The organism is Providencia sp. PROV073 (genome assembly GCF_033688125.1).
Lineage (GTDB): Bacteria > Pseudomonadota > Gammaproteobacteria > Enterobacterales > Enterobacteriaceae > Providencia > Providencia hangzhouensis.
This window is the reverse complement of sequence record NZ_CP096353.1, coordinates 376,734-400,302: the sequence shown is the minus strand read 5'-3', so window position 1 is coordinate 400,302 and position 23,569 is coordinate 376,734. Positions and strand designations below refer to the sequence as shown.

At 40.5% G+C, this 23,569-nt stretch carries 21 protein-coding genes and 1 riboswitch; of the genes, 15 read left to right on the top strand and 6 right to left on the bottom strand.

Annotated features, from left to right (window positions below; translation table 11 throughout):
* The first annotated feature begins 10 nt into the window (after positions 1–10).
* From M1F17_RS01770 to M1F17_RS01720, 11 genes are all read left to right on the top strand, one after another.
* Positions 11–673: an HAD family hydrolase gene (locus M1F17_RS01770; protein WP_094962819.1), complete on the top strand. Its 663-nt coding sequence runs from the start codon at positions 11–13 to the stop codon at positions 671–673.
* Between the two features lie 374 nt (positions 674–1,047).
* Positions 1,048–1,159, top strand: a riboswitch (TPP riboswitch).
* Positions 1,160–1,303: 144 nt separating this feature from the next.
* Positions 1,304–3,277 (top strand): phosphomethylpyrimidine synthase ThiC, encoded by a 1,974-nt coding sequence (thiC, locus tag M1F17_RS01765; protein ID WP_136135115.1) that lies wholly within the window; start codon positions 1,304–1,306, stop codon positions 3,275–3,277.
* Positions 3,261–3,926, top strand: a complete 666-nt coding sequence (thiE, locus tag M1F17_RS01760; protein ID WP_094962821.1) for a thiamine phosphate synthase — start codon at positions 3,261–3,263, stop codon at positions 3,924–3,926. Before thiC ends, thiE begins: the two co-directional genes overlap by 17 nt.
* 75 nt (positions 3,927–4,001) lie before the next feature.
* Entirely contained in the window at positions 4,002–4,760 is a 759-nt protein-coding gene (locus tag M1F17_RS01755; RefSeq protein WP_318837194.1) for a HesA/MoeB/ThiF family protein, read from the top strand.
* On the top strand, positions 4,748–4,948 hold the full coding sequence (gene thiS, locus M1F17_RS01750; RefSeq protein WP_004264499.1) for a sulfur carrier protein ThiS: 201 nt from the start codon (positions 4,748–4,750) through the stop codon (positions 4,946–4,948). Before M1F17_RS01755 ends, thiS begins: the two co-directional genes overlap by 13 nt.
* Before the next feature lie 2 nt (positions 4,949–4,950).
* Entirely contained in the window at positions 4,951–5,721 is a 771-nt protein-coding gene (locus M1F17_RS01745) for a thiazole synthase (RefSeq protein ID WP_004264496.1), read from the top strand.
* Positions 5,718–6,839 carry a 2-iminoacetate synthase ThiH gene (gene thiH, locus M1F17_RS01740; RefSeq protein ID WP_004264492.1) on the top strand — a complete coding sequence of 374 codons (1,122 nt, stop codon included), beginning with the start codon at positions 5,718–5,720 and terminating at the stop codon, positions 6,837–6,839. The genes M1F17_RS01745 and thiH overlap by 4 nt, the downstream gene beginning before the upstream one ends.
* A 330-nt stretch (positions 6,840–7,169) precedes the next feature.
* Complete coding sequence (locus M1F17_RS01735; protein ID WP_206277595.1) at positions 7,170–8,972, top strand: arylsulfotransferase family protein; 1,803 nt, start codon at positions 7,170–7,172, stop codon at positions 8,970–8,972.
* A gap of 12 nt (positions 8,973–8,984) precedes the next feature.
* The gene (locus M1F17_RS01730) at positions 8,985–9,743 is read left to right on the top strand and encodes an ABC transporter permease (RefSeq protein ID WP_094962824.1); all 759 of its coding nucleotides are present in this window, start codon (positions 8,985–8,987) and stop codon (positions 9,741–9,743) included.
* 2 nt (positions 9,744–9,745) lie between these two features.
* Positions 9,746–10,513, top strand: coding sequence for an ABC transporter ATP-binding protein (locus M1F17_RS01725; RefSeq protein ID WP_226617260.1), 768 nt, complete (start codon positions 9,746–9,748; stop codon positions 10,511–10,513).
* 12 nt (positions 10,514–10,525) lie between these two features.
* Positions 10,526–11,527, top strand: a complete 1,002-nt coding sequence (locus tag M1F17_RS01720) for an ABC transporter substrate-binding protein (protein ID WP_136135117.1) — start codon at positions 10,526–10,528, stop codon at positions 11,525–11,527.
* 80 nt (positions 11,528–11,607) lie between these two features.
* Here M1F17_RS01720 and M1F17_RS01715 read toward each other — a convergent pair whose 3' ends face one another.
* The 6 genes from M1F17_RS01715 to M1F17_RS01690 form a co-directional block, all read right to left on the bottom strand.
* Positions 11,608–12,909 (bottom strand): uracil/xanthine transporter, encoded by a 1,302-nt coding sequence (locus M1F17_RS01715; protein WP_036958874.1) that lies wholly within the window; start codon positions 12,907–12,909, stop codon positions 11,608–11,610.
* Positions 12,910–13,145: 236 nt separating this feature from the next.
* Positions 13,146–13,727 (bottom strand): DJ-1/PfpI family protein, encoded by a 582-nt coding sequence (locus tag M1F17_RS01710; RefSeq protein WP_144140720.1) that lies wholly within the window; start codon positions 13,725–13,727, stop codon positions 13,146–13,148.
* 87 nt (positions 13,728–13,814) lie between these two features.
* Positions 13,815–14,669, bottom strand: a complete 855-nt coding sequence (locus M1F17_RS01705; protein ID WP_036958871.1) for a tagatose bisphosphate family class II aldolase — start codon at positions 14,667–14,669, stop codon at positions 13,815–13,817.
* A gap of 115 nt (positions 14,670–14,784) precedes the next feature.
* On the bottom strand, positions 14,785–16,251 hold the full coding sequence (locus M1F17_RS01700) for a DUF2264 domain-containing protein (protein ID WP_004264467.1): 1,467 nt from the start codon (positions 16,249–16,251) through the stop codon (positions 14,785–14,787).
* A gap of 63 nt (positions 16,252–16,314) precedes the next feature.
* Positions 16,315–17,922 (bottom strand): sulfatase, encoded by a 1,608-nt coding sequence (locus M1F17_RS01695; protein ID WP_094962829.1) that lies wholly within the window; start codon positions 17,920–17,922, stop codon positions 16,315–16,317.
* A 23-nt stretch (positions 17,923–17,945) separates the two neighbouring features.
* Positions 17,946–19,181, bottom strand: a complete 1,236-nt coding sequence (locus tag M1F17_RS01690; protein WP_144140716.1) for an anaerobic sulfatase maturase — start codon at positions 19,179–19,181, stop codon at positions 17,946–17,948.
* Positions 19,182–19,708: 527 nt separating this feature from the next.
* Between M1F17_RS01690 and agaR the strand changes: the two genes are divergently transcribed.
* The 4 genes from agaR to agaV are packed head-to-tail and all read left to right on the top strand — an operon-like array spanning position 19,709 to position 23,542.
* Positions 19,709–20,485, top strand: a complete 777-nt coding sequence (gene agaR / locus M1F17_RS01685; RefSeq protein WP_036958927.1) for a transcriptional repressor AgaR — start codon at positions 19,709–19,711, stop codon at positions 20,483–20,485.
* Positions 20,486–20,536: 51 nt separating this feature from the next.
* Positions 20,537–21,820, top strand: coding sequence for a tagatose-bisphosphate aldolase subunit KbaZ (gene kbaZ, locus M1F17_RS01680; protein WP_318837193.1), 1,284 nt, complete (start codon positions 20,537–20,539; stop codon positions 21,818–21,820).
* Between the two features lie 8 nt (positions 21,821–21,828).
* Complete coding sequence (locus M1F17_RS01675) at positions 21,829–23,013, top strand: SIS domain-containing protein (protein ID WP_004264442.1); 1,185 nt, start codon at positions 21,829–21,831, stop codon at positions 23,011–23,013.
* 34 nt (positions 23,014–23,047) lie between these two features.
* Positions 23,048–23,542, top strand: coding sequence for a PTS N-acetylgalactosamine transporter subunit IIB (gene agaV, locus M1F17_RS01670; protein ID WP_110592652.1), 495 nt, complete (start codon positions 23,048–23,050; stop codon positions 23,540–23,542).
* The last annotated feature ends 27 nt before the right edge of the window (positions 23,543–23,569 follow it).

The window sequence follows — 23,569 nt, the reverse complement described above, 5'->3', positions numbered from 1 at the left end:
TAGGAATATAATGCAAAACCGACTGGCCATTTTTGACTTAGATGATACGTTAATTCAAGGTGATAGCAGCGTATTGTGGACACAATATCTGTGGGACAAGCAAATCATTAGCGACCCACAATTTGTGGAGGCAGATAAAGCCATGATGGCGCAATATAATGCAGGCACATTAGATATGCCGACTTACTTACATTTTAACCTGCAAACTATCGCCAATGTAAAAGCTGGGCAAGTGGATATCTGGTTGGATGATTTCGTACAAAACGTGATTTTACCGCGAGTCTACCCTGACGCCATTAGAACGATCGCAAATTATCGAGCTAAAGAGATCCCAATTATTGTGATCTCCGCAACCGTTTCATTTATTGTGAAAAAAATTGCTGCGAAACTAGGTGCGGATGTCGCGATGGGGATCGATATCAAGCAACAAGATGGCTGCTACACCACAGAGATCGACGGTATTCCAACCTTTAAGGAAGGTAAAGTCAAACGCCTATTAGCTTGGGTCCGTCACCAACCGATCACTGACGCCTATGTGTATTTCTACACCGACTCCGCCAACGATCTCCCGATGTGCCAATTCGCCGATGAAGTATTTATTATCAACGGTGACGAACGCCTAACGCAAGCCGCACTCGAACACAATTGGCCACAATATACTTGGGGTTTGTAAGCCCAATTTTAATTTCAAACTTGGTTTTAATTTTGGTTTTAACTAACTAATCTTTTCAAAGGTTCCTCTAAATTATTCGTGCTAGAGGAAGGAGATAAATAGAATTATCCCGAATCACATACATAAGTATGTGATTCGGGTAAATCTATGAAATCGACGCACCTATCGCGCGAAGAATGACGAGGAAGCACTTATCCCTTGAAAAATAACAAGGAAATAACCTTATTCCATTTTACTTTCCTCTAAATTATTCAAGTGAGAAGAAGGCGGCAAATGAGGATATCCCAAGGAGCATACATAAGTATGTGACTTGGGTAGCCGAGAGCAGCCAACGCACTTATCGCTTGAAGAATAACGAGGAAAGCTTATACTGAAATCTCTTGTCGGAGTGCCTAGTATGCAATGCATCAGGCTGAGACCGTTAATTCGGGATCCGCGGAACCTGATCGGGTTAATACCCGCGAAGGGAACAAGAGTAATCACTCAGCGTTAGTTTATCACCTCACATTTGGTGGAAAATTAGCCGCAATGTCTTTTTATTACTCCTCCGAACTCCTGACAAGCAACTTTCTTTCGATAAACCCGCTACACATAAAACTGTGATAGCCGTGACAATGTCAGGAAATTGCTATGTCCAATAATACAGAACAAAATATCATCCCTACTGCTGATTTATCGCCACAAGCAGCACCCGCTCGCACCCGTAAAGCTCAACGTGATGCCGCTGAAAATTTTATTAATACCGTTTCTGGCGTTTCGTTTCCTAATTCACAGCGCATTTATTTACAAGGTTCTAGAGACGATATCCAAGTCCCGATGCGAGAAATCCAACTCTCTCAAACCTTGATTGGTGGCGATAAAGACAACCCACAATTTGAAGATAACGAACCTGTTCCTATCTATGATACATCTGGCCCTTACGGCGACCCAGTTTCTGAATTAAATGTGCATAAAGGTCTTAAAAAAATTCGTGCGCCATGGATAAGTGAACGAGCTGATACCGTACCTGTCGAAAATTTAAGTTCCGATTTTACCCAACAACGCCTTGCTGATGCAGGTCTTGATCATCTGCGCTTTAACAACCGCCCCCACCCATTAAAAGCCCAAACTAACAAGTGTGTTACTCAATTACACTATGCACGTAAAGGCATCGTAACCCCTGAAATGGAGTTTATTGCAATCCGCGAAAATATGGGGCGTGAACGTATTCGTGGCGAAGTTTTATTGCAACAACATCCAGGCCAAGGCTTTGGCGCAAATTTACCGGAGAATATTACCCCTGAATTTGTTCGCCAAGAAGTGGCGGCGGGTCGCGCCATTATCCCAGCCAATATCAACCATCCTGAATCAGAACCAATGATTATTGGCCGCAATTTCTTGGTTAAGGTTAATGCTAATATTGGTAATTCATCGGTCACCTCATCCATTGAAGAAGAAGTCGAAAAACTGATTTGGTCAACACGTTGGGGGGCGGATACCGTCATGGATTTATCTACTGGCCGTTATATTCACGAAACTCGCGAATGGATTTTACGTAACAGCCCGGTGCCTATTGGTACGGTTCCGATTTACCAAGCGCTCGAAAAAGTAAACGGTGTCGCCGAAAATCTCACGTGGGAAATGTTCCGTGACACATTATTAGAACAAGCAGAGCAAGGCGTCGATTACTTCACTATCCATGCCGGCGTATTACTACGCTATGTACCGATGACCGCCAAGCGCCTAACAGGGATCGTCTCTCGCGGTGGCTCCATCATGGCCAAATGGTGCTTGTCTCATCACCAAGAAAACTTCCTGTATGAGCACTTCCGTGAAATCTGTGAAATTTGTGCCGCTTACGACGTTTCCTTATCATTAGGGGATGGCCTGCGCCCAGGTTCAATCCAAGACGCCAACGATGAAGCACAATTTGCCGAATTACATACCCTTGGTGAGTTAACCAAAATTGCGTGGGAATATGATGTCCAAGTCATGATCGAAGGCCCTGGCCACGTACCAATGCAAATGATCCGCCGTAATATGACGGAAGAATTGGAACATTGCCACGAAGCGCCATTCTATACCTTAGGCCCACTCACAACCGATATTGCTCCGGGTTATGACCACTTTACTTCTGGTATTGGTGCCGCCATGATCGGCTGGTTTGGCTGTGCAATGTTATGCTATGTCACCCCGAAAGAACACTTGGGATTGCCGAATAAAGACGATGTTAAGCAAGGGCTAATCACTTATAAGATTGCAGCTCACGCCGCTGACCTTGCTAAAGGGCACCCTGGTGCACAGATCCGTGATAACGCCATGTCCAAAGCCCGTTTTGAATTTCGCTGGGAAGACCAATTTAACTTGGCATTAGACCCTGAAACTGCTCGCAAATATCACGATGAAACCTTACCACAAGCCTCTGGGAAAATTGCCCATTTCTGTTCTATGTGCGGACCGAAATTCTGTTCAATGAAGATTTCCCAAGAAGTTCGTGACTACGCAGCACAAAAAGAAGCCGGTATGGAACAGATGTCAGAAGCCTTCCGTGCTCATGGCAGCGAGCTCTACCATGGTGCTGAAATTGTGAACGCAGAGGTGGATGAAAATGCCAAAATTGCCTAGTGCTATATCTATCCCAAATAGTCCTTTTCCTGCGACCGAACAACGCCTTGGGCTTTACCCCGTTGTGGATTCCGTTGAATGGATTGAACGCTTGCTTAATGCAGGTGTTTCCACAATCCAATTGCGCATCAAAGACAAACCTGATGCCGATGTTCGTGATGATATTCAACAAGCGATTGCGCTAGGAAAAAAACATAACGCACGTTTATTTATTAATGATTACTGGCGCTTAGCGGTCGAGTTGGGTGCTTATGGCGTACATTTGGGCCAAGAAGATTTGGAAACTACCGATTTATTAGCAATCCACCAAGCGGGCTTACGGTTAGGAATATCAACGCACGATAAGCATGAACTGGCTATCGCGAAATCCGTGCGTCCTTCTTACATTGCTATGGGGCATATCTTTCCAACACAAACGAAAGAAATGCCTTCTTCCCCTCAGGGTTTAGAAACGCTTAAAGCCATGGTGGAAGCAACGCCTGATTACCCAACTGTCGCCATTGGTGGAATTTCTATTGATAAAGTCCCCGCAGTGCTAGCAACTGGGGTAGGTAGTGTTGCGCTGGTCAGTGCGATTACCAAAGCCGATGATTGGCGCGCTGCAACAGAAACGTTGTTGGATTTAATTGAGCGAAATACTGCCAACTAGCCAATTTTTAATCACATAACTCGCCCTGCTTTATCATCATAAAACAGGGTGAGTAATGATTTAAGGAATTCAATCATGTTAAGTGACCAAGAATTCATGCGTTACAGCCGCCAGCTACTACTCGAAGACATTAGTCCCGAGGGGCAACAAAAACTCAAAAATAGCAAAGTCCTCATTGTCGGCTTAGGGGGATTAGGCTCCCCCGCGTCCCTTTATTTAACGGGGGCTGGTGTCGGCGAATTGTGGCTAGCTGACCACGATGACTTGCACGTTTCTAACTTACAACGGCAGGTACTTTACGATACCGATGATATCGGCCAGCCAAAAGCCCAGCTTGCCGCAGATAGGCTGCATCGGCTCAATCCATTGGTAAGAACCCATGTTGTCGCACAGAAGTTGGATGTTGAGACTTTAATTCCTTTAGCTGAACAAGTCGATTTAGTGCTTGATTGCTGCGATAACATGGCCACTCGCCATGCGGTCAATACCGCTTGTGTCATGACCAATACAACCTTAGTTAGCGGTAGTGCGGTTGGGTTTGGCGGCCAATTAATGGTACTTGAACCGCCATTTAGTACTGGTTGCTATGCCTGTTTATATCCAGACAAAGATGAACCCGAGCGCAACTGCCGCACTGCCGGGGTATTAGGGCCTGTAGTTGGAATTATCGGCACGTTACAAGCACTAGAAGCCATTAAATTACTTGTCAGCCTTCCCTCTTCACTGAGCGGTAAATTGCGTTTATTTGATGGGAAACAGCAACAATGGAATACATTGCAATTAACGCCGTCATTGCAATGTCCAATCTGTCGGGAAGAAACATGCATATCATAATTAACGACCAACCTATGGAATTCGACGCCCCACTGACGGTTAATCAATTATTTTCCACTCTCAACCGGCCAATAGTGGGAACTGCACTTGCTATCAACCAAGTGATCATTCCGAAGAGCCAGTGGGATTCACACCTCATTAATGACCAAGACAATATCTTGTTATTTCAAGCTATCGCTGGGGGCTAATAATGTTAAAAATCGCAGATTTAACTTTTCACTCACGCCTGTTTACTGGAACAGGTAAATTTGCCAGCGCCAACCTAATGCAAGACGCCATTGAAGCATCCGGCAGTCAATTGGTGACAATGGCAATGAAACGTATTGACTTACGTGGGCAAGATGATGGTATTTTACAGCCACTGCAAGAATTGGGTGTGAAGCTATTACCGAATACCTCCGGTGCGAAAAATGCCCAAGAGGCGGTATTTGCAGCGCGCCTAGCTCGAGAAGCCCTCGGTACCAATTGGGTCAAACTTGAGATCCATCCAGATATGCGTTATTTGCTACCCGATCCCATCGAGACATTACTCGCCGCAGAGCAGCTCGTTAAAGAGGGATTTGTTGTATTGCCTTATTGCAGCGCAGATCCAGTACTCTGTCGTCGTTTGGAAGAAGTAGGCTGTGCCGCTGTGATGCCATTAGGCTCACCGATTGGCACAAACAAAGGCTTAGCAACTAAAGAAATGCTCCGTATCATTATTGAACAAGCTTCTGTGCCTGTCGTCGTAGATGCCGGAATTGGTGCGCCAAGCCATGCGGCAGAAGCCATCGAAATGGGTGCCGATGCCGTTTTAGTCAATACCGCAATCGCGGTAGCGAAGCAACCTGCACTTATGGCAAAAGCGTTTAAACTCGCGGTCGAAGCCGCTGAGTTAGCTTATCAAAGCGGGTTAGCTGCGCCGAAGCAACAGGCGCAAGCGTCCAGCCCATTGACCCGTTTTTTAGGAGCCTTATCATGATCCCAAGTTTCCAAGAACGCTTACAAGCACTGGATTGGGACGATACGACACTGCGGATAAACAGTAAAACACCTGTCGATGTGGAACACGCTTTGGCGGCAGATATACTCACACTCGATGATTTTATGGCGCTGCTTTCCCCTGCTGCCCGTCCCTATATTGAGCTGATGGCACAAAAAGCCCAGAAACTCACCCGCCAACGCTTTGGCCATGCTGTTGGCTTTTACGTGCCACTTTATTTATCGAACCTATGCGCAAACGATTGTACTTATTGCGGTTTCTCGATGAGTAATAAAATTAAGCGAAAAACGCTAAATGACGCTGAAATCATCAATGAGTGCGAAACCATTCGCAAAATTGGTTTTGATAGCTTATTACTGGTTACAGGGGAGCACCAAAGTAAAGTGGGTATGGACTACTTCCGCCACACATTCCCCATCATTCGCCCTTATTTCAGTTCGTTAATGATGGAAGTGCAGCCACTAAGCACAGATGAATATAAGGAGTTGAAAACTTTGGGGTTAGACGGTGTGATGGTTTATCAAGAAACCTACCATGAGCCCACGTATCAACTACATCATCTCAAAGGTAAAAAGCAGGATTTTCACTGGCGCCTAGCCACTCCAGAACGTTTAGGAGAAGCAGGTATAGATAAAATCGGCCTTGGCGCGTTAATTGGTTTATCAAACAGTTGGCGTACCGATTGCTATATGGTTGCAGAACATTTGTTGTACTTACAGCAATACTACTGGCAAAGTCGTTATTCTATCTCTTTTCCTCGCTTGCGCCCTTGTGCAGGTGGCGTTGAACCAGCATCACTGATGAATGAAGCCGAATTAGTGCAATTGATTTGTGCTTTTCGCCTACTGGCGCCGAATGTCGAGCTTTCACTCTCAACCCGCGAATCACCTTATTTCCGTGATCACGTGGTGCCATTGGCAATTAACAACGTCAGTGCCGGCTCAAAAACCCAACCGGGGGGCTATGCAGATACCAAAGAAGAGCTAGAACAGTTTTCCCCAAATGATAACCGCAGTGCCGCTCAAGTCGCACATGCCCTTGTGCAAGCCGGTTTACAGCCCGTTTGGAAAGATTGGGATAGTTATTTAGGCCGTTAAATTTTACGGGCTAACGCAATGTTAGCCCGTAAATAACGATCAGTAAATGAATTAACATAATGTATAGTTTAATATCCTTCATACTGTGTTACTGATCATAAGATATGAACAATACTCATACCATCACTAGGAAAAAATCAATTATATTTTTAACTTTTTGTATTAATTACGTATTATATTCTTATCACTTAATATTATAAATATAAGCACTTAATAGAACATTACTGTATTGTTCTATTAAGTTATAACACCATAATAAAAAATATTTCAAAAGCCATTACCTTTACACCATTATTCCACATAGAAAAATTTACTATAGGAATATTTAATATGGGGCATCCAAGTATTTATCCTTCAGGAACTACTATTTTCAATAAAGAAAAAACATTTAGTGGTTATATCCTTTTTAACGCACCAGGAAAAGGTGCGCTATTAATTGATATGAATGGTCGAGAAGTGCATTTATGGCAAGGAGTTGATGGTTTCCCTAATAAAATTTTACCTGGTGGATATTTATTTGGTAGTCATGGTTTGCGATCACCTAAATATGGTGTTCAAGATCAAGTTGATTTAGTTCAATTTGATTGGGATGGTAACATTATATGGTCATTCAATAAATTAGAAAAAATACAAGATCCTAATCAAGAAATAATATGGATGGCAAGACAACATCATGATTTTCAACGTGATGGAAACCCTGTTGGTTATTATTCTCCTACATTAACATCACAAACCCATAGCGGAAATACTCTAATACTATGCCATCAAAATATTTACAAACCTGAAATATCAGATAAATGGCTACTTGATGATATTTTTATCGAAGTAGATTGGCAAGGTAATATTATCTGGCAATGGGCATTTAGCGATCACTTTTCAGAATTAAATTTCAGCGAAGAAGCTAGAAATGTTTTATATCGTGATCCAAATATGCGTAGTGCTGGTGGAGGCATGGGAGATTATCTACATATTAATACCATGTCTCGTATAGGGCCAAATCTACATTATGATAATGGAGACGAACGTTTTCATCCTGATAACATTATTTGGGATTCTAGAGAAGCAAATATAATAGGAATAACTAGTCGAAAAACTGGAAAAATAGTTTGGCAATTAGGGCCAGATTATAACGACAAACAAGTTCATCATCTTGGTTGGATTATCGGACCTCATCATGCTCATATTATACCTCATGGCCTTCCAGGTGCAGGAAATCTGTTAATTTTTGATAATGGAGGTTGGGCTGGTTATGGAGCACCAAACCCTTCATCTGTATATGGCTTAAAAAATGCATGGCGAGATAGTTCTCGAGTATTAGAAATAAACCCAGTTACTCTCGAAATTATTTGGCAACATGATGCAGAAAAACTAGGTTTTGCATCTCCCATGGATTCGAGTCGATTCTATAGCCCATATGTAAGTAGCGCTCAGCGTCTACCAAATGGTAATACTTTAATTACCGAAGGCTCAAATGGGCGATTGATTGAAATAACAGCTGAACATGAGATTGTGTGGGAATATGTCTCACCTTACTGGCGAGAAGGAAAAAAACGCAATAATATGATCTATCGTGCTTATAGAATCCCTTATGATTGGATCCCTCAATTAGATATACCTGAAGAAAATAGCATAGCACCTATGGATGTCTCTCAATTTCGATTACCAAATGCAGCCCCTAAAGATACAATTACAGGAGTGTATATCGAAGGGATAATAAAACATAAAATTCCAGATGATGATATCTTATGTATTGCTCGCACTGGAGATAATCATTCCTCCAAAAAATCTGACATATTTTTCTTTTCCGATAAAATATATGAAATAGATAGTGAAACATTCGATTCAATTATTAATGAAAATAAAAATAATTTGATTTTCTTCGGTGCTAATTGGTGCAATAAATGTAAAGTATTGAATGAGTTATTACCTTCATTAGTGAAACTTTACTCAATAAATAAAATCAATTATCTCTCTGTAGATAATTCTGTTGAAATTCTTCAAAAGTATTCACTTAGAAGTATACCTATTATTGCAGTCTCAAATAATGGGAAATTAGTGGATAAACTCGTTGGATTACAGGATACAAAAACATATGTGAGCTTCCTCAATCAATATTTCGATAAAATAAGTTGAGGTTTATATATCATGTTGAAAAACAGTTTTTATTTACTTCTACTTCCAGTCATTATTTTTACAATTTGGTATATTACAACAACAATTGGAGGTGTTTCTCCTGTTATTTTTCCATCTATTCCGCAAGCATGGCATTCTTTGAATTTCCAATTATATTCTGGGCAATTATGGCAAGATATATCAATTAGTTTATCCCGAGTATTAATAGCCTTTGCTATCGCTGCTATTTTTGCTTTTTTTCTTGGTATTATCATGGCATTGTCGCTACGAACAAACCAAATTTTCAACCTGACATTAAATGCTATACGTCAAATTCCTCCACTAGCATGGATACCATTATTAATTTTATGGTTTGGGATTGGTGAAGTAACTAAAATTATTCTTATTATAAAAAGTGCCTTTTTCCCTATATTACTAAGTACCATCAATGGAATACAAACGACACCTATGACTTATATTGAATTAGGTAATCTTTATCAATTCAATATCTGGCAAAAATTACGAAAAATTTATATTCCATCACTACTTCCCAACCTATTTACAGGTTTAAGGCTTGCAATGGGGTTATCTTGGGCAACAGTCGTTGCAGCAGAAATGATCGCAGCTAACTCAGGTATTGGCTATCGCATCAATGATGCCCGAATTATGCTAGATTCCCCAGTCGTTATAGTGGGTATTCTTGTTATCGGTATAGTCGGTTTATTATTAGATAAGATTTTATTAATTATATCTTATTACCTGCTGCCATGGTTAAGAACAGAAAGGAAATAAATATGCTATCAATCAAAAATGGATTTAAAAATTTCACTATCAATAATAAGTTACTTTCTGTTTTAGAAGATATTAACCTTCAAGTTCAACAAGGTGAATTTATTGCTATCGTTGGCCATAGTGGTTGTGGGAAAAGTACTTTACTACGCATAATTGCAGGCTTAAACCAATTCAATAGTGGAAGTGTACTATTTAAAAATAAAGAGATAACCGAACCAAATATAGAAAGAGGAATGGTTTTTCAAGAAAATAGGCTTCTACCTTGGTTAACAATTGCTGATAATATCGCTTTCGGATTAGACCATATAGATAAAAAAACGAAGAAAATTCTAGTTGAAAATTATTTAAAACTCGTAAACTTGACTGAGTTTGCTAATGCTTATCCTAAACAACTCTCAGGAGGAATGGCACAACGTGCAGCAATTGCCCGTACAATAATCACCCAACCTGAACTATTGTTATTGGATGAACCGCTTGGCGCACTTGATGCTTTAACCAAAATTGAAATGCAACGAGAGATTTTATCTATCAAACAAGAAAAGCAACTGACGATGATTTTAGTTACCCATGATATTGAAGAGGCAATATATTTGGGAAATCGAGTAATTATAATGTCATCCCGCCCTGGAAACATAAAAAAAATAATTGATATTAATCTTCCTTATCCACGAAATCGAGGTAGTTCTGATTTTGCATATTATAAGAGAATTATTCTTCAAGAATTTTTTGATAATTCTGCAGAACTTTTTTCAAGTGAATATGAAATCTAGAAGGAACATATCATGACATTATTAAATTATATCAAATTTCCTATCATAGTATTAATTTCCTTCATTTTAGTTGGTTGTGGGGATGAAAGGCTACCTGACAGTAAAAATAATGAAAAAATTGTTCGTATTGGTACAGCAGATAATAATGGTCGTTTAAGTGGTTTGCTCGGTTTAGCAAAACAGCTAGGATATCTTGAAGAAGAGCTACAAAAAGTTGATTACCAATATTCCATTTCTGGTTTTGCAGGAGCAGGTCCAGCCGTCAATGAAGGCCTCGCGACAAATGCTATTGATATTGCTGTTTATGCAGATTTTCCGGGAATTATAGCCACATCGAGAGGTGTTCCCTTAAAATTAATCATGTCAGAGGATTCTTCCATCAATGCTAATATCGCAGTAAGAAAAGATAGCAATATTCACTCGTTAGCTGACCTTAAAGGCAAGAAAGTTGCATTACCACGAGGAACGTATATGCAACGGTATTTCACGCTATTTATTGAACAACAAGGATATAAATTATCTGACTTCAATATTATTCAAATGACAAATGATGCTGAATCCGCATTATTAAACGGAGCAATTGATGCGATGGTATGGACTGAGCAAAGTACCGCCCGTTTAGAAAATAAATCTCCGACGATTACAACACTTTATTCAACCCGTACTGAACCTGAACTCTCAGGTATTTCTGTTATCGTAGGGAGAGAAGCATTCATAAATCAAAATGAGAAGGTGATTAAAGCAATGAATATTGCTTTATTAAAAGCAAGTAAATATGCGCAAAATAACCCCGATCAGGCAGAAATTTTACTTGCTAAAGAAAGCGATACTAATATTGAAATCATAAAAAAAATACATGATTTTCATAGTATAGATAGTTTTTCTAAACGCTATTCCGTTAATATTACTGATAATGACATCCGTAAGTTAAAGCAAACTCAACAATTTTTGATTGATAACAAAATTATCACTAAGCCTATTGATATAAAAAATTGGGTTTATACTAAAAAATAAACGCCCAAATGAAATCACATCCCTTTTTATTTCTTTTCTAGCAAAGATTTTCCTTCATCTTTGCTTTTTTTATCAAAACATTAAGCTATGTTATCCCACTTGATCGTATTTTCTAAAATAAGTGCCAATATAATGCCCATGAGTAACCCATTACCTAGTAAAGAACTAAACATTGTTGGCAAAGAATTTAATACCGCAGCAGGTGCTGACATCAAAAAGATGCCAATAAAAATAGGTAATGCGAGGCGATAAATATTACGTGCATTCAGTTTCATATCCGCAAGAAATGAAAATGAAGAAAATAGCAGCGGCAAATACGTCGCTAACATAACCGCGCTACCAATGGCTAACGGCAAAGAGCGGAAAAATTGAGTCAATACCGCAATGCCCCCCACACATAAGAAAATAAGGCTGCCAATAGTAAAAGAGATACGTGAACTGTCTTTTGTCTGAGTAATTAGACCAATAGATGAGACAAACGGTGAAAAAGGCACTACGCCTATCGGCGCTGCTAATATTGTTACAACCCCTGACATCATAAAACTACGCCGATATAAGGATTTAACGGGTAATGAATTGGGATAAAAAACATCAGTTCCTCGCATCGCTCCAAACGTATTGGATGTGTTTAATATTCCAGCCAAAATCGCTGTCAGCGCAATACTTATATTGATTTCATCGGATCTACCTAATGGAAATAACACCCATTGCCCTGATGAAACAGGTGATATCGTGCTGCCAAATAACCCACTATAAGCAAGCCATCCGGTAATTGTTCCAATCAATAATGCATATTTACTGATACTCATAGGTAAATAAATGATCATCGCGATGACAAATATCAGTACTGCGAGGGCTAAAAAGAAGACAGGATAATTAACTGTAATATTTTCACTGCCAACACCAAATGGTAGTCCTAACATCCCTTTTAAAAAAATAGTGACCAGTTGAGCACCAAGTAAAAACATAAACACCACAAGCACTCCCGGCTTGAACAAACCAGCTAACCAACCACCAAGACCGCTTAAACCAATAAAAATGGTAATAATCCCAGACAGAAAAATCCCTATAGCCAAGCTCCATCCTATCGTCTCAAGAGAAGTTCCTTGCATAGATTCTGACAAGGTTACGGTTAAAATTGTTGCCCACCACAGCCCAGTTGGCCCTTCCATCACAGAGCGTTTATGGCCTATAAACGCTTGCAACAAGCAAGCCAGAGCCGTTAATAAAAAAGCATATTGGGTTATTACAAACGTGGTTTGTGGTGATAAATGAAACGCAGATTGTAAAGTCGGAGGAATAACAACCGTATTACAAAAGATAAAAAAGAACCATTGAAAACCAGAAATAATATTATTTTTTGTAATAGCAATATTCCGCATATTCATTCCTTACCGGCGATTATATATCTGACCAGCTTAATGTTTATAACGGAAAATTTCTAATTTAAATCCAGCTGTTATAATACTGATAAATTACAATTAATTCTTATCATGATGAGAACTAGCTTCATACACTATTAACTCTGATTTTTGATCATTATTCTGCTATTTAATATTAATAAAGCGGGAAAAAATATCATTCCCGCTTTATTTTTTATCTTGATCACCGATAAAAGTTATAGATAGGGAAGTGGCCAATGTTTAAAATATATATGCTTAGCTTGCCAATCCACTTTATCAACATTGTCAGCCAGCAAATGTTTTGCGACGGTAAATGCAAATTCAAAGCTTACACCAAGCCCTTTTGCACTGATAAATTTTCCGTCAATAACAACATCTTGGTCAACATAGATGCCATCATCAAATTTCTCAGCCAACTTGTCCCCTGTACTATAATGCCTACCTTCCAGTAACCCATGAGCTGCTAATACTTTCGCACCAGAAGAACATAGCGCACAAATATACTTATCCTCATGTATATGCCGCCGAAGGAAATCAACTACTTTTTCATTCGCATACAAACGGTCAGTTCCTTTTGGCCCACCAGGCATCATAACTGCATCATAAGTATGGGATAACTTTTCGACTAACAGATAATCTGCACTAATTTTAGTACCAAAATACGTATTTAAAATAAGCGAATCCATGCAAGATAAGACATCGACATGAATATCTAACCGACGCATGATATCAATGAAAACGACCGCTTCCCCTTCCTCGAAGCCATCTGCGAGCAAAACAGCAACTTGTTTCATAATATTCCTTTTATTTTCAAAACGATTTATTGCGGACTATCAACAATAAATTTGGGTTATACCCCAGCAAATCTAGATGATTTTTACTTGTTAAAGTGTTCCATCACTTTTGCAAACACGAATTTTATCCATCACCACCGCTTTCATCGCTGCCTTTCCTGGAACCAGATAATGGCGAGGGTCAGTAGCTTCTGGGTTCTCAATGAAATACTGCTTGATTGCATCAGAAAACGCGATTTTTAGCTCTGTCGCGACATTGACTTTACAAATTCCAAGCTCAATACAATGCCTGACATCTGCATCAGGGATCCCCGAAGCACCATGAAGAACTAAAGGCAAATTCGTTTTCTTACGGATTGCGTCCAGCCTAGCAAAATCCAAATGTGGCTCACTTTTATACATGCCATGAGCGGTTCCAATTGCAACAGCTAAGGAATCAATACCAGTTCTTTGAATAAAAGTAATCGCAGCGTCAGGGTCAGTGAAAAGTGCATCTGCGGCATCAACAACTAAGTCATCTTCTTGCCCCCCTAGACGCCCCAGCTCAGCCTCAACTGTGCAGTCCCATTGATGGCAAAAATCAACAACCCGTTTAACTATTTGAATATTTTCTTCAAACGGAAAATGAGAAGCGTCAATCATCGCAGAACGCACACCCGCGGAGACTTTCTGGAAAATATCTGGAATATCTTCATGATGATCTAGATGCAAAGCCACTGGGACTTTATAGCGCTCAGCCGCTTGCTGGCAAATAGCTATCAAGTAGTCACTTCCTGCATAAGAAAACGTACTCGGGGTTCCTGCTAAAATAACGGGAGATGCCATTTCTGCAGCAGTTTCCATAACAACTTGAATGGTTTCTAAATTATGAATATTAAATGCAGGAACTGCATAGCCTCCCAGTTGGGCTCTGTTCAACATATTACGGGTAGATACCAAGTACATAATCGCCTCTCAGCTTTCGATTAATTTCGAATAATATTAAACGAAAGAAACAGAAAGGTAAAAGATCTAAATCACATTTCTATTTCTTTCGCACTGAAAGCAAATGAAAGGAAGATTAGAAGTAGTGAGTCATTTTAGAGCTATAACTTGTCACTCCTTTACGTAACAAGTTGTTTTTAGGTCGTTTTGATTGGCCTAGTAGCGTTTCAATTACTTTCTGAGAGCATAATTGTTTCTCTAAGCGACGCGTCAATGGGGATTGCTGTTTGAGGTAATCTTCACGAAATATCACGGTGACCTCTTGTGTTTCTTTCACACCAATAACCGTTACCGCAATTGATGGTATTTCGAAATGAAAGTCTGAGCTTTCAACTGGCAGTGGGCTACAAGGGCTATCCCAAAGTTGAATTCGATTGCCACAATACAAAGCAATAATTACAGCACGTAATGACCAAAAACTACTCGCAGGACCACTGTAATTATCGACTAGGCGGGCATCATAGCTAAATAAACCTTGAGTTGGCGCTCCCGCTTTTAAGGCACCATGACCAATAAAATAACGCAAAGTACTTTCTAGTGCGTTTTTAGCCTCCCCCACACTCACAGCATCCCCACCTAAATCAACACCGGCTAATAAAGGCGCGGACACCGCGAGGCGATAACATGCACTGCGGCCAAAAAATGGAATCCCTTGCGGTGTCATAAAATAACGATAATGATGGTTAAACTGATTTAATGAACTACGAATGAATTCATCATCGAAGTGGGGGCAAATTTGGTTCAGCCAATATAATGAATAGTAAAAGCCCCATGCATTATAGTAATCAAAGTTACCTTTCGCGCCATCCCGAAACCAGCCATCACCCACGTAAAATTGTTTCACTCTTTCATACCGCCACATTGCAATGGTATCTCGACCTGTGAGAGCTCGGATCACAAATTGCACGGTAAGAGGGAAAAGGTGCCAGTTGTTATCAACGATATCGCAATGATTAACCTGTTCGAACCACTCAATAATGCGTTGTTGCGCAGAGTTATCCAATTTATCCCATACCCACTCACGACTCAACCAGAGAGTCAGCGCTAAATCTGCAGATTCACAAATTTTTTGGTCATAATTTTCAAGCCTTCCCCAATAGCCTTTATGAGCAGGGTCTGTACCATGTAAAAATGCATTTTTGATGATTTCAGAAAGGTCAATTGATGCTAAATTTAACCCATTCAATATTGCTTTTTGGCTATGAACTAGCCATGAAGCAAGTAAAGGCAGTACCCTACTAACCCCTTCAAGGGCATCTGTCCGCACCGTTTGCTGGCCTGGGCTGCCAGGATAGTATGCGTGAGAGTAACCCCATGTTTGATAATGAACAAAAGCTTCCGTGGTATAGCGCACTAATAATTCGCAAAGAACTGAAAGTGGTTGATTTTCATCTTGAAAGGCTTTGATGATGTGGTTATCGTTACATTGATAGGCTGACTTTCTAATTAATCTTCGAATGATATTCTCTTTGAATAACTTCTGATAAATTTTTATATCTGGGTGCTCATAAGGCAGCTTTGGGCGTTCAGTCGGTATTGTCATACGTGTTTCTCTATGATGCAAACTGGCGCATCCTTGCGCGCAGATTAGAACAAAAGTTTGTATTTATTTTGCTGATTCAATCAGGACTTGGTAACGGTCTTGTCCCCATACGACAGGTTTTGGTTTATCCTTAATCCATTGATAATAAGCAGATTTCAACTCTTTTACTTTTTCTGGGTATTGAGCTGCTAAATTATTCGATTCGGCTGGATTTTGTTTATCATTGAATAATTGGAGCTGGTTAGAACCATCATCATAAAAATAAAGCGCCCATTCCCCATCACGGATAGCCCATGAGCCTTTCGATAGTTTTTCTAAATTAGGGTTGTTTGGAATTTCTTTGCGTTGATAAGTGATCCATTCATGGTAGCCATGCCAAAAATCTTGGTTTTCTTCGCTGTAATGTTTCGTCCCTGGACCTGTCCAATACAGATAGTCATGTGGTGACTTTTCTGTTTTACCCGTTAATAGTGGCATAATATTTTTGCCTTCTACTTTCATGCTATCGGGTATGGTGATCCCTGCACTTTGTAATGCAGTTGGTAAGATATCAATCGCAGAAACCATCGCATCACTGTGTTTACCTGCGGGAATATGCCCCGGCCAATAAGCAACAAATGGAACGCGTACGCCACCATTAAACATTTGCCCTTTAAAGCCTTTATCCATCGCATTCATTGGCATTGGCGACTCATGCACCGCACCATTGTCAGAAATAAAGAAAATTAGCGTATTATCTAATTCACCATTTTCCTTTAGTGTATTGATAATTTTACCAATTCCCTCATCGGCCGCATTTAGCGCAGCAAAATATTTATCGGCTTCAACATTACCAGTATTGAATTTATCCATGTATTTCGCTGGTGAAGCTTCTTCTAATGGGATGTGTGGTACGCTGTATGAAAGATTGATAAAGAAAGGTTTGTCTTTGTGCCCATCAATGAAATTAATGGCTTCATCCGTTAACAAATGCGTGGTATAGCCAGGAGCTGGCACATTTTCACCATTTCGCCACATTGCGGGGGAATTCCAAAGTGCCGCCCCTGATGCATAGAAACTATATGCATAATCGAAACCTCTTTCATGAGGTGCGAAACCTGGCTCCGGTGTCGAAATCATATTATCGTGATAATCGCGAGTTTGCTTTTCTGGTGCAATTTTAGGTTTTTTCAATACCTTCGCATTATGCCATTTTCCAATACTGGCTGTGGCATAGCCATTTTCTTGGAATAATGCGGGTAATAGTTTGATATCTTGAGGAATACCTAACATCGCATCATCGTTACTGTAAGTGCCAAAACTTGCAGGAGAGCGCCCAGTAAAAATACCCGCTCGTGATGGGCCACAAACAGGATGAGCCACAAATGCATTGGTCATCTTAATTCCGCCTGCAGCCATGTCCGCAACATTTGGCATCGCCGTTCTGGCCGCTTCCACCATCTTATTAATATCACCTTGATAACGCTGTGGTGATGGGCGCTGCGCAAGCTCTTTGACATCAAGGCTATCAAGCACAAAATCGAGCTGCCCTGTTCCTAAGTCATCCATAATAATCAGTAAAACATTCGGCTTTTCCGGTGTACCACCTGCATTCGCTGCAATGGGAGGTACTAAGCTACTTGCTGCTATCAGCCCTGCTAATAGGCTTTTCTTCATAGAAGGTAATCTCACAAAAATATCTCCAGATAATATTATTATTGCTTATAAGCACGCTGTATTGCGCCAAGTGCATCACTAGCTAAAGCACCACCAGATATCGCTTGACGCATTAACTGCATACCTAAAGCGGTATGATGAAAAATCTTTTTATATGAACGACATAAATAGTTATGGCGATATTTTTCACCTTCTATCGCCGTGATCCGGTGCTTAGGGCAGCCGCCATAACAAAGGCTTTGAACCTCACAGCGCTGGCAAAGACTCGTTAGCTTGTCATATTTATTTTGCCCAAAACGGACTTGCTGTTTAGAGGAGACAATACGAGAAAGGGAGTGTTGTTGTACGTTACCTAACCGATTGGCAGGGTACACATAGTGATCACAGGAGTAGACATCCCCATTAGATTCAATAATCAGCGCTTGCCCACACGTTTTAGATTGCACACAGGTTGATGCCGGATAGCCCATCCAAGTGCCTAATAAGCTATCAAATAGACGAATATAAATTTTGCCAATGTCTCCTTGGTGGATCCATTCATCAAAAACATCAGCCATAAACTGCCCATATCCCTCAGCGGGTACTGAAAATGGTGCCATCGCGGCATTTGGCCCAGGGGCATAATGGCCACCTTGAGTATGTGGAAAGCGCCTATCCACTTCAACAATGGGGATGAACTGAAAAAAAGTGGAACCCAATGCTTTCAAAGCTCGATACGTTTCTTTTCCTTTTCGCCAATTTTGGTCATTAACAACGGTTAAGGTATTAAATTCAACACCATATTCAATCAGGAGCTGAATCGCTTTCTTCACACGCTCAAAAGTTGGGTTACCATTAACGGAAATTCGATATTTATCATGAACAGCTTCTAAGCCATCAATAGATACACCGATTAAAAAACCGTGGTCTGCAAAAAACTGCGCCCATTGTCGGTTAATCGCAATAGCGTTAGTTTGCACACTATTCGTGATGATTTTTCCTTGGGCATATTGCTTTTGGTACTTAACAACACGCTCAAAAAATTCGAGCCCTGCAAGGGTTGGCTCCCCACCTTGCCATGAAAAGTCTACCTGTTCACCAGCATGGGACTGGATATAGTCTTTGATATAACGACGTAGTACGTTATCAGGCATAACGTCATGCAGGTCTTCCTTTGGTTGCTCGTGAAACACATTTTCTTTTTCAAGATAAAAACAGTATTCGCATTTAATATTGCAGCGATAACTGGTGGGTTTCGCCATCATATGAAAATAAGTAGGTTGGTTTGCAGGCATTTAAATTAATCCGAAACAGTCAGGTTATTTTTATAGCATTACGCAAAACACGAAAAATCAAAAGAGATTGAAATCACAAAATCAAAAAATGAAAGAATTTGAAAGCGTTTAATTTGAGTCAGAAACGTTGAAAAGCATATAAATAACACACAGTAGCCCAGTAACTTTTGTTTTTGCTTTAAAGAAACTTCTATTCCTTTCGAACTTCAATTACCACCATCGCACTTTATGCCAATTTTTGAGCTTATATTTAGCGAATTTTTTGCAAATATTGCTAATATTTATGCAAAACACAGGGGTTGCTTAGTAAAAGTACAATTATTGCTACTTTATTGATTGGATACTTTCTTATTCGAAGATATGATATTTAAAATTTGAAAATATCCGTAAGCAAACAACACACGAATCGAAACTTTGTGAAAGAGATCAAAAGTTTTGTTTTTTTTCGTTGTCGGTATTTTTTAGCGTAGTAAACTTAATTCGAAATCAAATGAAAGAAGATCATTTGGTTTCGTAAGGAGATGAAAGTGAAAGCGGCAGTTGAACGGCGCATGGAAATCCTCGACATGATTAACCAACAAGGTAAAGCACGAGTCGAAGATTTAGCCGAAATATTTAAAGTTTCAAGTGTCACCATCCGTAGCGATTTAAGCTTTCTTGAAAAGAATGGTTATGTGGTCCGCTCCCATGGGGCAGCAATTCCAAATACTGGGTTTATTGCTGAACTTAGCATCCATGAAAAACGTGGGCAGAATGCGGGCACAAAAACATTAATAGGGAAAGCAGCCGCCGCGCTCATTAATGATGGCGATACGATCATTTTAGACTCGGGGACAACGACACGAGAAATTGCGACACACTTAAAGTCGCGGGATAGCGTCGTTGTCATGACTAACGGTTTAGATGTCGCAATGGAGTTAGCAACAGCCGCTGGCGTTGATGTACTAATGACTGGCGGCGCATTGCGCAAAAATGCTTTATCGTTTTCTGGCTCACAAGCAGAAAATAGCCTCAGAAATTATCGTTTTGACAAGGTTTTTCTTGGGGTTGATGGGTTCGATTTACGCGTTGGTATCACGACACACAATGAACAGGAAGCTAGCCTTAACCGGTTAATGTGTGAAATCTCGGAAACTGTTATTGCGGTTGCTGATTCTACGAAATTTGGTAAGCGCAGCTGTCATATGATCCGTGAATTCGCTGATATTGATGTTTTGGTGACAGACTCTGGGATCCCTGATGAATATGTCCAAGAGTTGAAAAACCATAAAATTGAAGTGATCATCGTCGATAAAGAGCAATAACTCGCTAACTCCATTAACAATACAACCGTGTTGATTGTGGAGTTAGTATTAATGCATCCTTTAGAAAAGATTGTTCAGCAAAATAAACTTGGTAAACAGAATGGCATTTATTCTGTTTGCTCAGCCCACCCATTTGTTATTGAAGCTTCATTGCACCAAGCGCTGGATAATGATTCCTTTCTTTTAATTGAAGCCACATCCAATCAAGTTGACCAATTTGGTGGCTATACGGGTATGACTCCGGCTGACTTTTTCAATTATGTGGTTGAGAAAGCAGAAAAAATCAATTTTCCTCTAAATAAGCTAATTCTTGGTGGTGACCATTTAGGTCCTAACCGTTGGCAAGGGCTTAATGCCGCTGATGCCATGGATAATGCCGATGTCCTAATTGAACATTACGTTGCCGCAGGGTTCAAAAAAATCCACCTTGATTGCAGTATGTCCTGTGCAGATGACCCTGTTCCACTCACGGATGAAATCGTTGCACAACGTGCCGCCCGACTCGCAGTTATTGCAGAAAAAACCGCCAAAGAAAAATTTGGCTACAGCGATATCGTTTATGTTATTGGTACGGAAGTCCCCGTACCAGGTGGAGCAACTGAAGCGCTTGAAGGTGTTGAAGTCACAGACCCACAAGCTGCGAGAAAAACCTTAGACTGCCATGCGAAAGCGTTCGAAAAAGCAGGTATTGGTGACTGCTGGACACGTGTTATTGGCCTCGTCGTTCAACCTGGCGTGGAATTTGACCATACCGGTGTTATTGATTATCAACCCGAAAAAGCACAAGCATTAAGTAAAGTTGTTGATGACTACCCTCATCTTGTTTTTGAAGCACACTCAACCGATTACCAAACACCAGATGCTTATAAGCAACTCGTTCAAGACCACTTTGCTATTTTAAAAGTGGGCCCGGCTTTAACATTTGCTATGCGAGAAGCCCTCTATTCTCTATGTGAAATTGAGAATGAAATGTTCCCAGCAGAACAGTGTTCTCACTTAAAAGAGAAAATGGAACAGTTGATGTGCCGTGAGCCCGAATTTTGGCAAAAATACTACCATGGTGATGCCCAGCAGCAAGCTTTTGCACGCGTTTATAGTTTTAGTGACCGTATTCGTTATTACTGGCCTGATAAAGAAATTAACCAAGCCATAGAAACGCTGATGGCTAACTTATCTTCAAAACCGATCCCGTTACCACTTTTAAGCCAATACATGCCACATCAATTCCAACAATTAAGAGAAGGCATGATCGATGGCTCAGCGAAATCCTTTATTTTTGCAAAAATTCGCGACGTACTTTCGGTATATGCCGATGCATGTAAATTTAGTCACTGAGGTTTGACATGGAATATTTAAGCTATCAAACACCTGAACTCGAAAAGCTAAACGCATTCTGGACAGCAAAAGAAATTGAGCAACAACCTGAATGCTGGGAAAAAACAAACCAGCTAATACAAGAACAACGTGCTGAAATTGATACATTTTTAGCTAAAGTGCTTCAGGCACCAGACGCACGCATTATCATGACGGGAGCTGGAACATCGGCTTTCGCAGGCCGCGCCCTTGCCCCCGTTCTAACAGGCCATTTAAAACGCCGTATTGATGCCATTGCCACCACGGATCTAGTCGCCGACCCAAAAGAATATTTAGCGGAAAACGTACCAACGTTACTAATTTCTTTTGCTCGCTCTGGCAATAGTCCCGAGAGTGTTGCTGCTCTTAATGTGGCAGAAAAATGCCTAACCCAGTGTTACCACTTAGTTTTAACCTGCAACGAGCAAGGGCAGCTATATCGTTATTGCCAAAATAATACCAATGCATTAGCCATTTTAATGCCAGAAGAATCAAATGACCGTTCATTAGCAATGACGTCAAGCTTTTCATCCATGATGATGGCTGCGCTGTGTATTTTCTTAACCGAATCCTTCTACTTGAATGAAATTAAACCCTATTTCCAAGATTATCACGACAGTTACACTCAATTTAACCGCCGTATCCGGGAAGATTATGCAGGTAAATTTAAACGAGTCATTTATTTAGGTAGTGGTGGCCTACAGGGTCTTGCACAAGAAGCTGCCCTAAAAATGTTGGAATTAACGGCTGGTAAGGTCGTTGCTAACTTTGACACGCCTTTAGGGTTTCGCCATGGACCGAAATCTATCGTCAATAAAGAAACGTTAGTCGTGCTGTTTCTGTCAAACGATAAATACACCAGACAGTATGAGACTGACTTATTAAGAGAGGTAATTCACGATAATGCTTCAGCAAAAGTGATCGCGGTCACCTCCTCTTCTGATGACACACAAATAGAGGAAAGTTTCGTTTATATTAAAAAAATGGAGCAGTGCTCAGACTCAGCCCTATTTTTTCCTTATTTAATGTTAGCGCAGGCCTTTGCATTCCATAGTTCCATTGCACTGGGGAATACACCAGATAACCCATCTCCAACTGGAGAAATTAATCGGGTTGTTCAAGGTGTCACTATTTACCCGTTCTCATATCAAGAAGATGGCTTCATGCCTTCTTAATGATAAATATAGCTAATAATAAGAGAGCAATTATATGCACGCACCAAATATTGTCTGGACCCGAATCGATGAGCGTTTATTACATGGGCAAATTCGAATCACTTGGGGTAAACACACTGAAGCAAATTTAATTCTTGTCGCTAATGATGATGCTGCGGAAGGTCCTAATTCTGCTTTTATGCAAGCAGGGATGAAAGCGTCCGCAGGTGGAGAATATGCCGTCCGATTTTTCTCTATCGAAAAAACCATCGATGTCATTCACAAAGCGTCTCCTCGTCAAAAAATCTTTATTCTTTGCAATAACCCAACAGATGTTGCTCGCCTTGTCGAAGGTGGAGTTCCTATCACTCACTGCAATGTCGGCAATATGCATTTCCATGAAGGAAAGCGCCAAATTGCCAAAACAGTGTCTGTGGATGAGCGCGACTTAGAAGCATTTCGTCGGCTTGTCGACAAAGGAGTAGCTTGCACAATTCAAAATACTCCAGACCAAACCCCCGTTAATGTTCTTACTCTCGCAACAGCATAAGCAGATTGAGATAACAACTTAACACTA

What these genes read in the sequence shown, in the direction of transcription:
- M1F17_RS01770 (WP_094962819.1), top strand. Translation starts at nt 11, where the DNA reads ATGCAAAACCGACTGGCCATTTTTGACTTAGATGATACGTTAATTCAA.
- thiC (WP_136135115.1), top strand. Translation starts at nt 1,304, where the DNA reads ATGTCCAATAATACAGAACAAAATATCATCCCTACTGCTGATTTATCG.
- thiE (WP_094962821.1), top strand. Translation starts at nt 3,261, where the DNA reads ATGCCAAAATTGCCTAGTGCTATATCTATCCCAAATAGTCCTTTTCCT.
- M1F17_RS01755 (WP_318837194.1), top strand. Translation starts at nt 4,002, where the DNA reads ATGTTAAGTGACCAAGAATTCATGCGTTACAGCCGCCAGCTACTACTC.
- thiS (WP_004264499.1), top strand. Translation starts at nt 4,748, where the DNA reads ATGCATATCATAATTAACGACCAACCTATGGAATTCGACGCCCCACTG.
- M1F17_RS01745 (WP_004264496.1), top strand. Translation starts at nt 4,951, where the DNA reads ATGTTAAAAATCGCAGATTTAACTTTTCACTCACGCCTGTTTACTGGA.
- thiH (WP_004264492.1), top strand. Translation starts at nt 5,718, where the DNA reads ATGATCCCAAGTTTCCAAGAACGCTTACAAGCACTGGATTGGGACGAT.
- M1F17_RS01735 (WP_206277595.1), top strand. Translation starts at nt 7,170, where the DNA reads ATGGGGCATCCAAGTATTTATCCTTCAGGAACTACTATTTTCAATAAA.
- M1F17_RS01730 (WP_094962824.1), top strand. Translation starts at nt 8,985, where the DNA reads ATGTTGAAAAACAGTTTTTATTTACTTCTACTTCCAGTCATTATTTTT.
- M1F17_RS01725 (WP_226617260.1), top strand. Translation starts at nt 9,746, where the DNA reads ATGCTATCAATCAAAAATGGATTTAAAAATTTCACTATCAATAATAAG.
- M1F17_RS01720 (WP_136135117.1), top strand. Translation starts at nt 10,526, where the DNA reads ATGACATTATTAAATTATATCAAATTTCCTATCATAGTATTAATTTCC.
- M1F17_RS01715 (WP_036958874.1), bottom strand. Translation starts at nt 12,909, where the DNA reads ATGCGGAATATTGCTATTACAAAAAATAATATTATTTCTGGTTTTCAA.
- M1F17_RS01705 (WP_036958871.1), bottom strand. Translation starts at nt 14,669, where the DNA reads ATGTACTTGGTATCTACCCGTAATATGTTGAACAGAGCCCAACTGGGA.
- M1F17_RS01700 (WP_004264467.1), bottom strand. Translation starts at nt 16,251, where the DNA reads ATGACAATACCGACTGAACGCCCAAAGCTGCCTTATGAGCACCCAGAT.
- M1F17_RS01690 (WP_144140716.1), bottom strand. Translation starts at nt 19,181, where the DNA reads ATGCCTGCAAACCAACCTACTTATTTTCATATGATGGCGAAACCCACC.
- kbaZ (WP_318837193.1), top strand. Translation starts at nt 20,537, where the DNA reads ATGCATCCTTTAGAAAAGATTGTTCAGCAAAATAAACTTGGTAAACAG.
- M1F17_RS01675 (WP_004264442.1), top strand. Translation starts at nt 21,829, where the DNA reads ATGGAATATTTAAGCTATCAAACACCTGAACTCGAAAAGCTAAACGCA.
- agaV (WP_110592652.1), top strand. Translation starts at nt 23,048, where the DNA reads ATGCACGCACCAAATATTGTCTGGACCCGAATCGATGAGCGTTTATTA.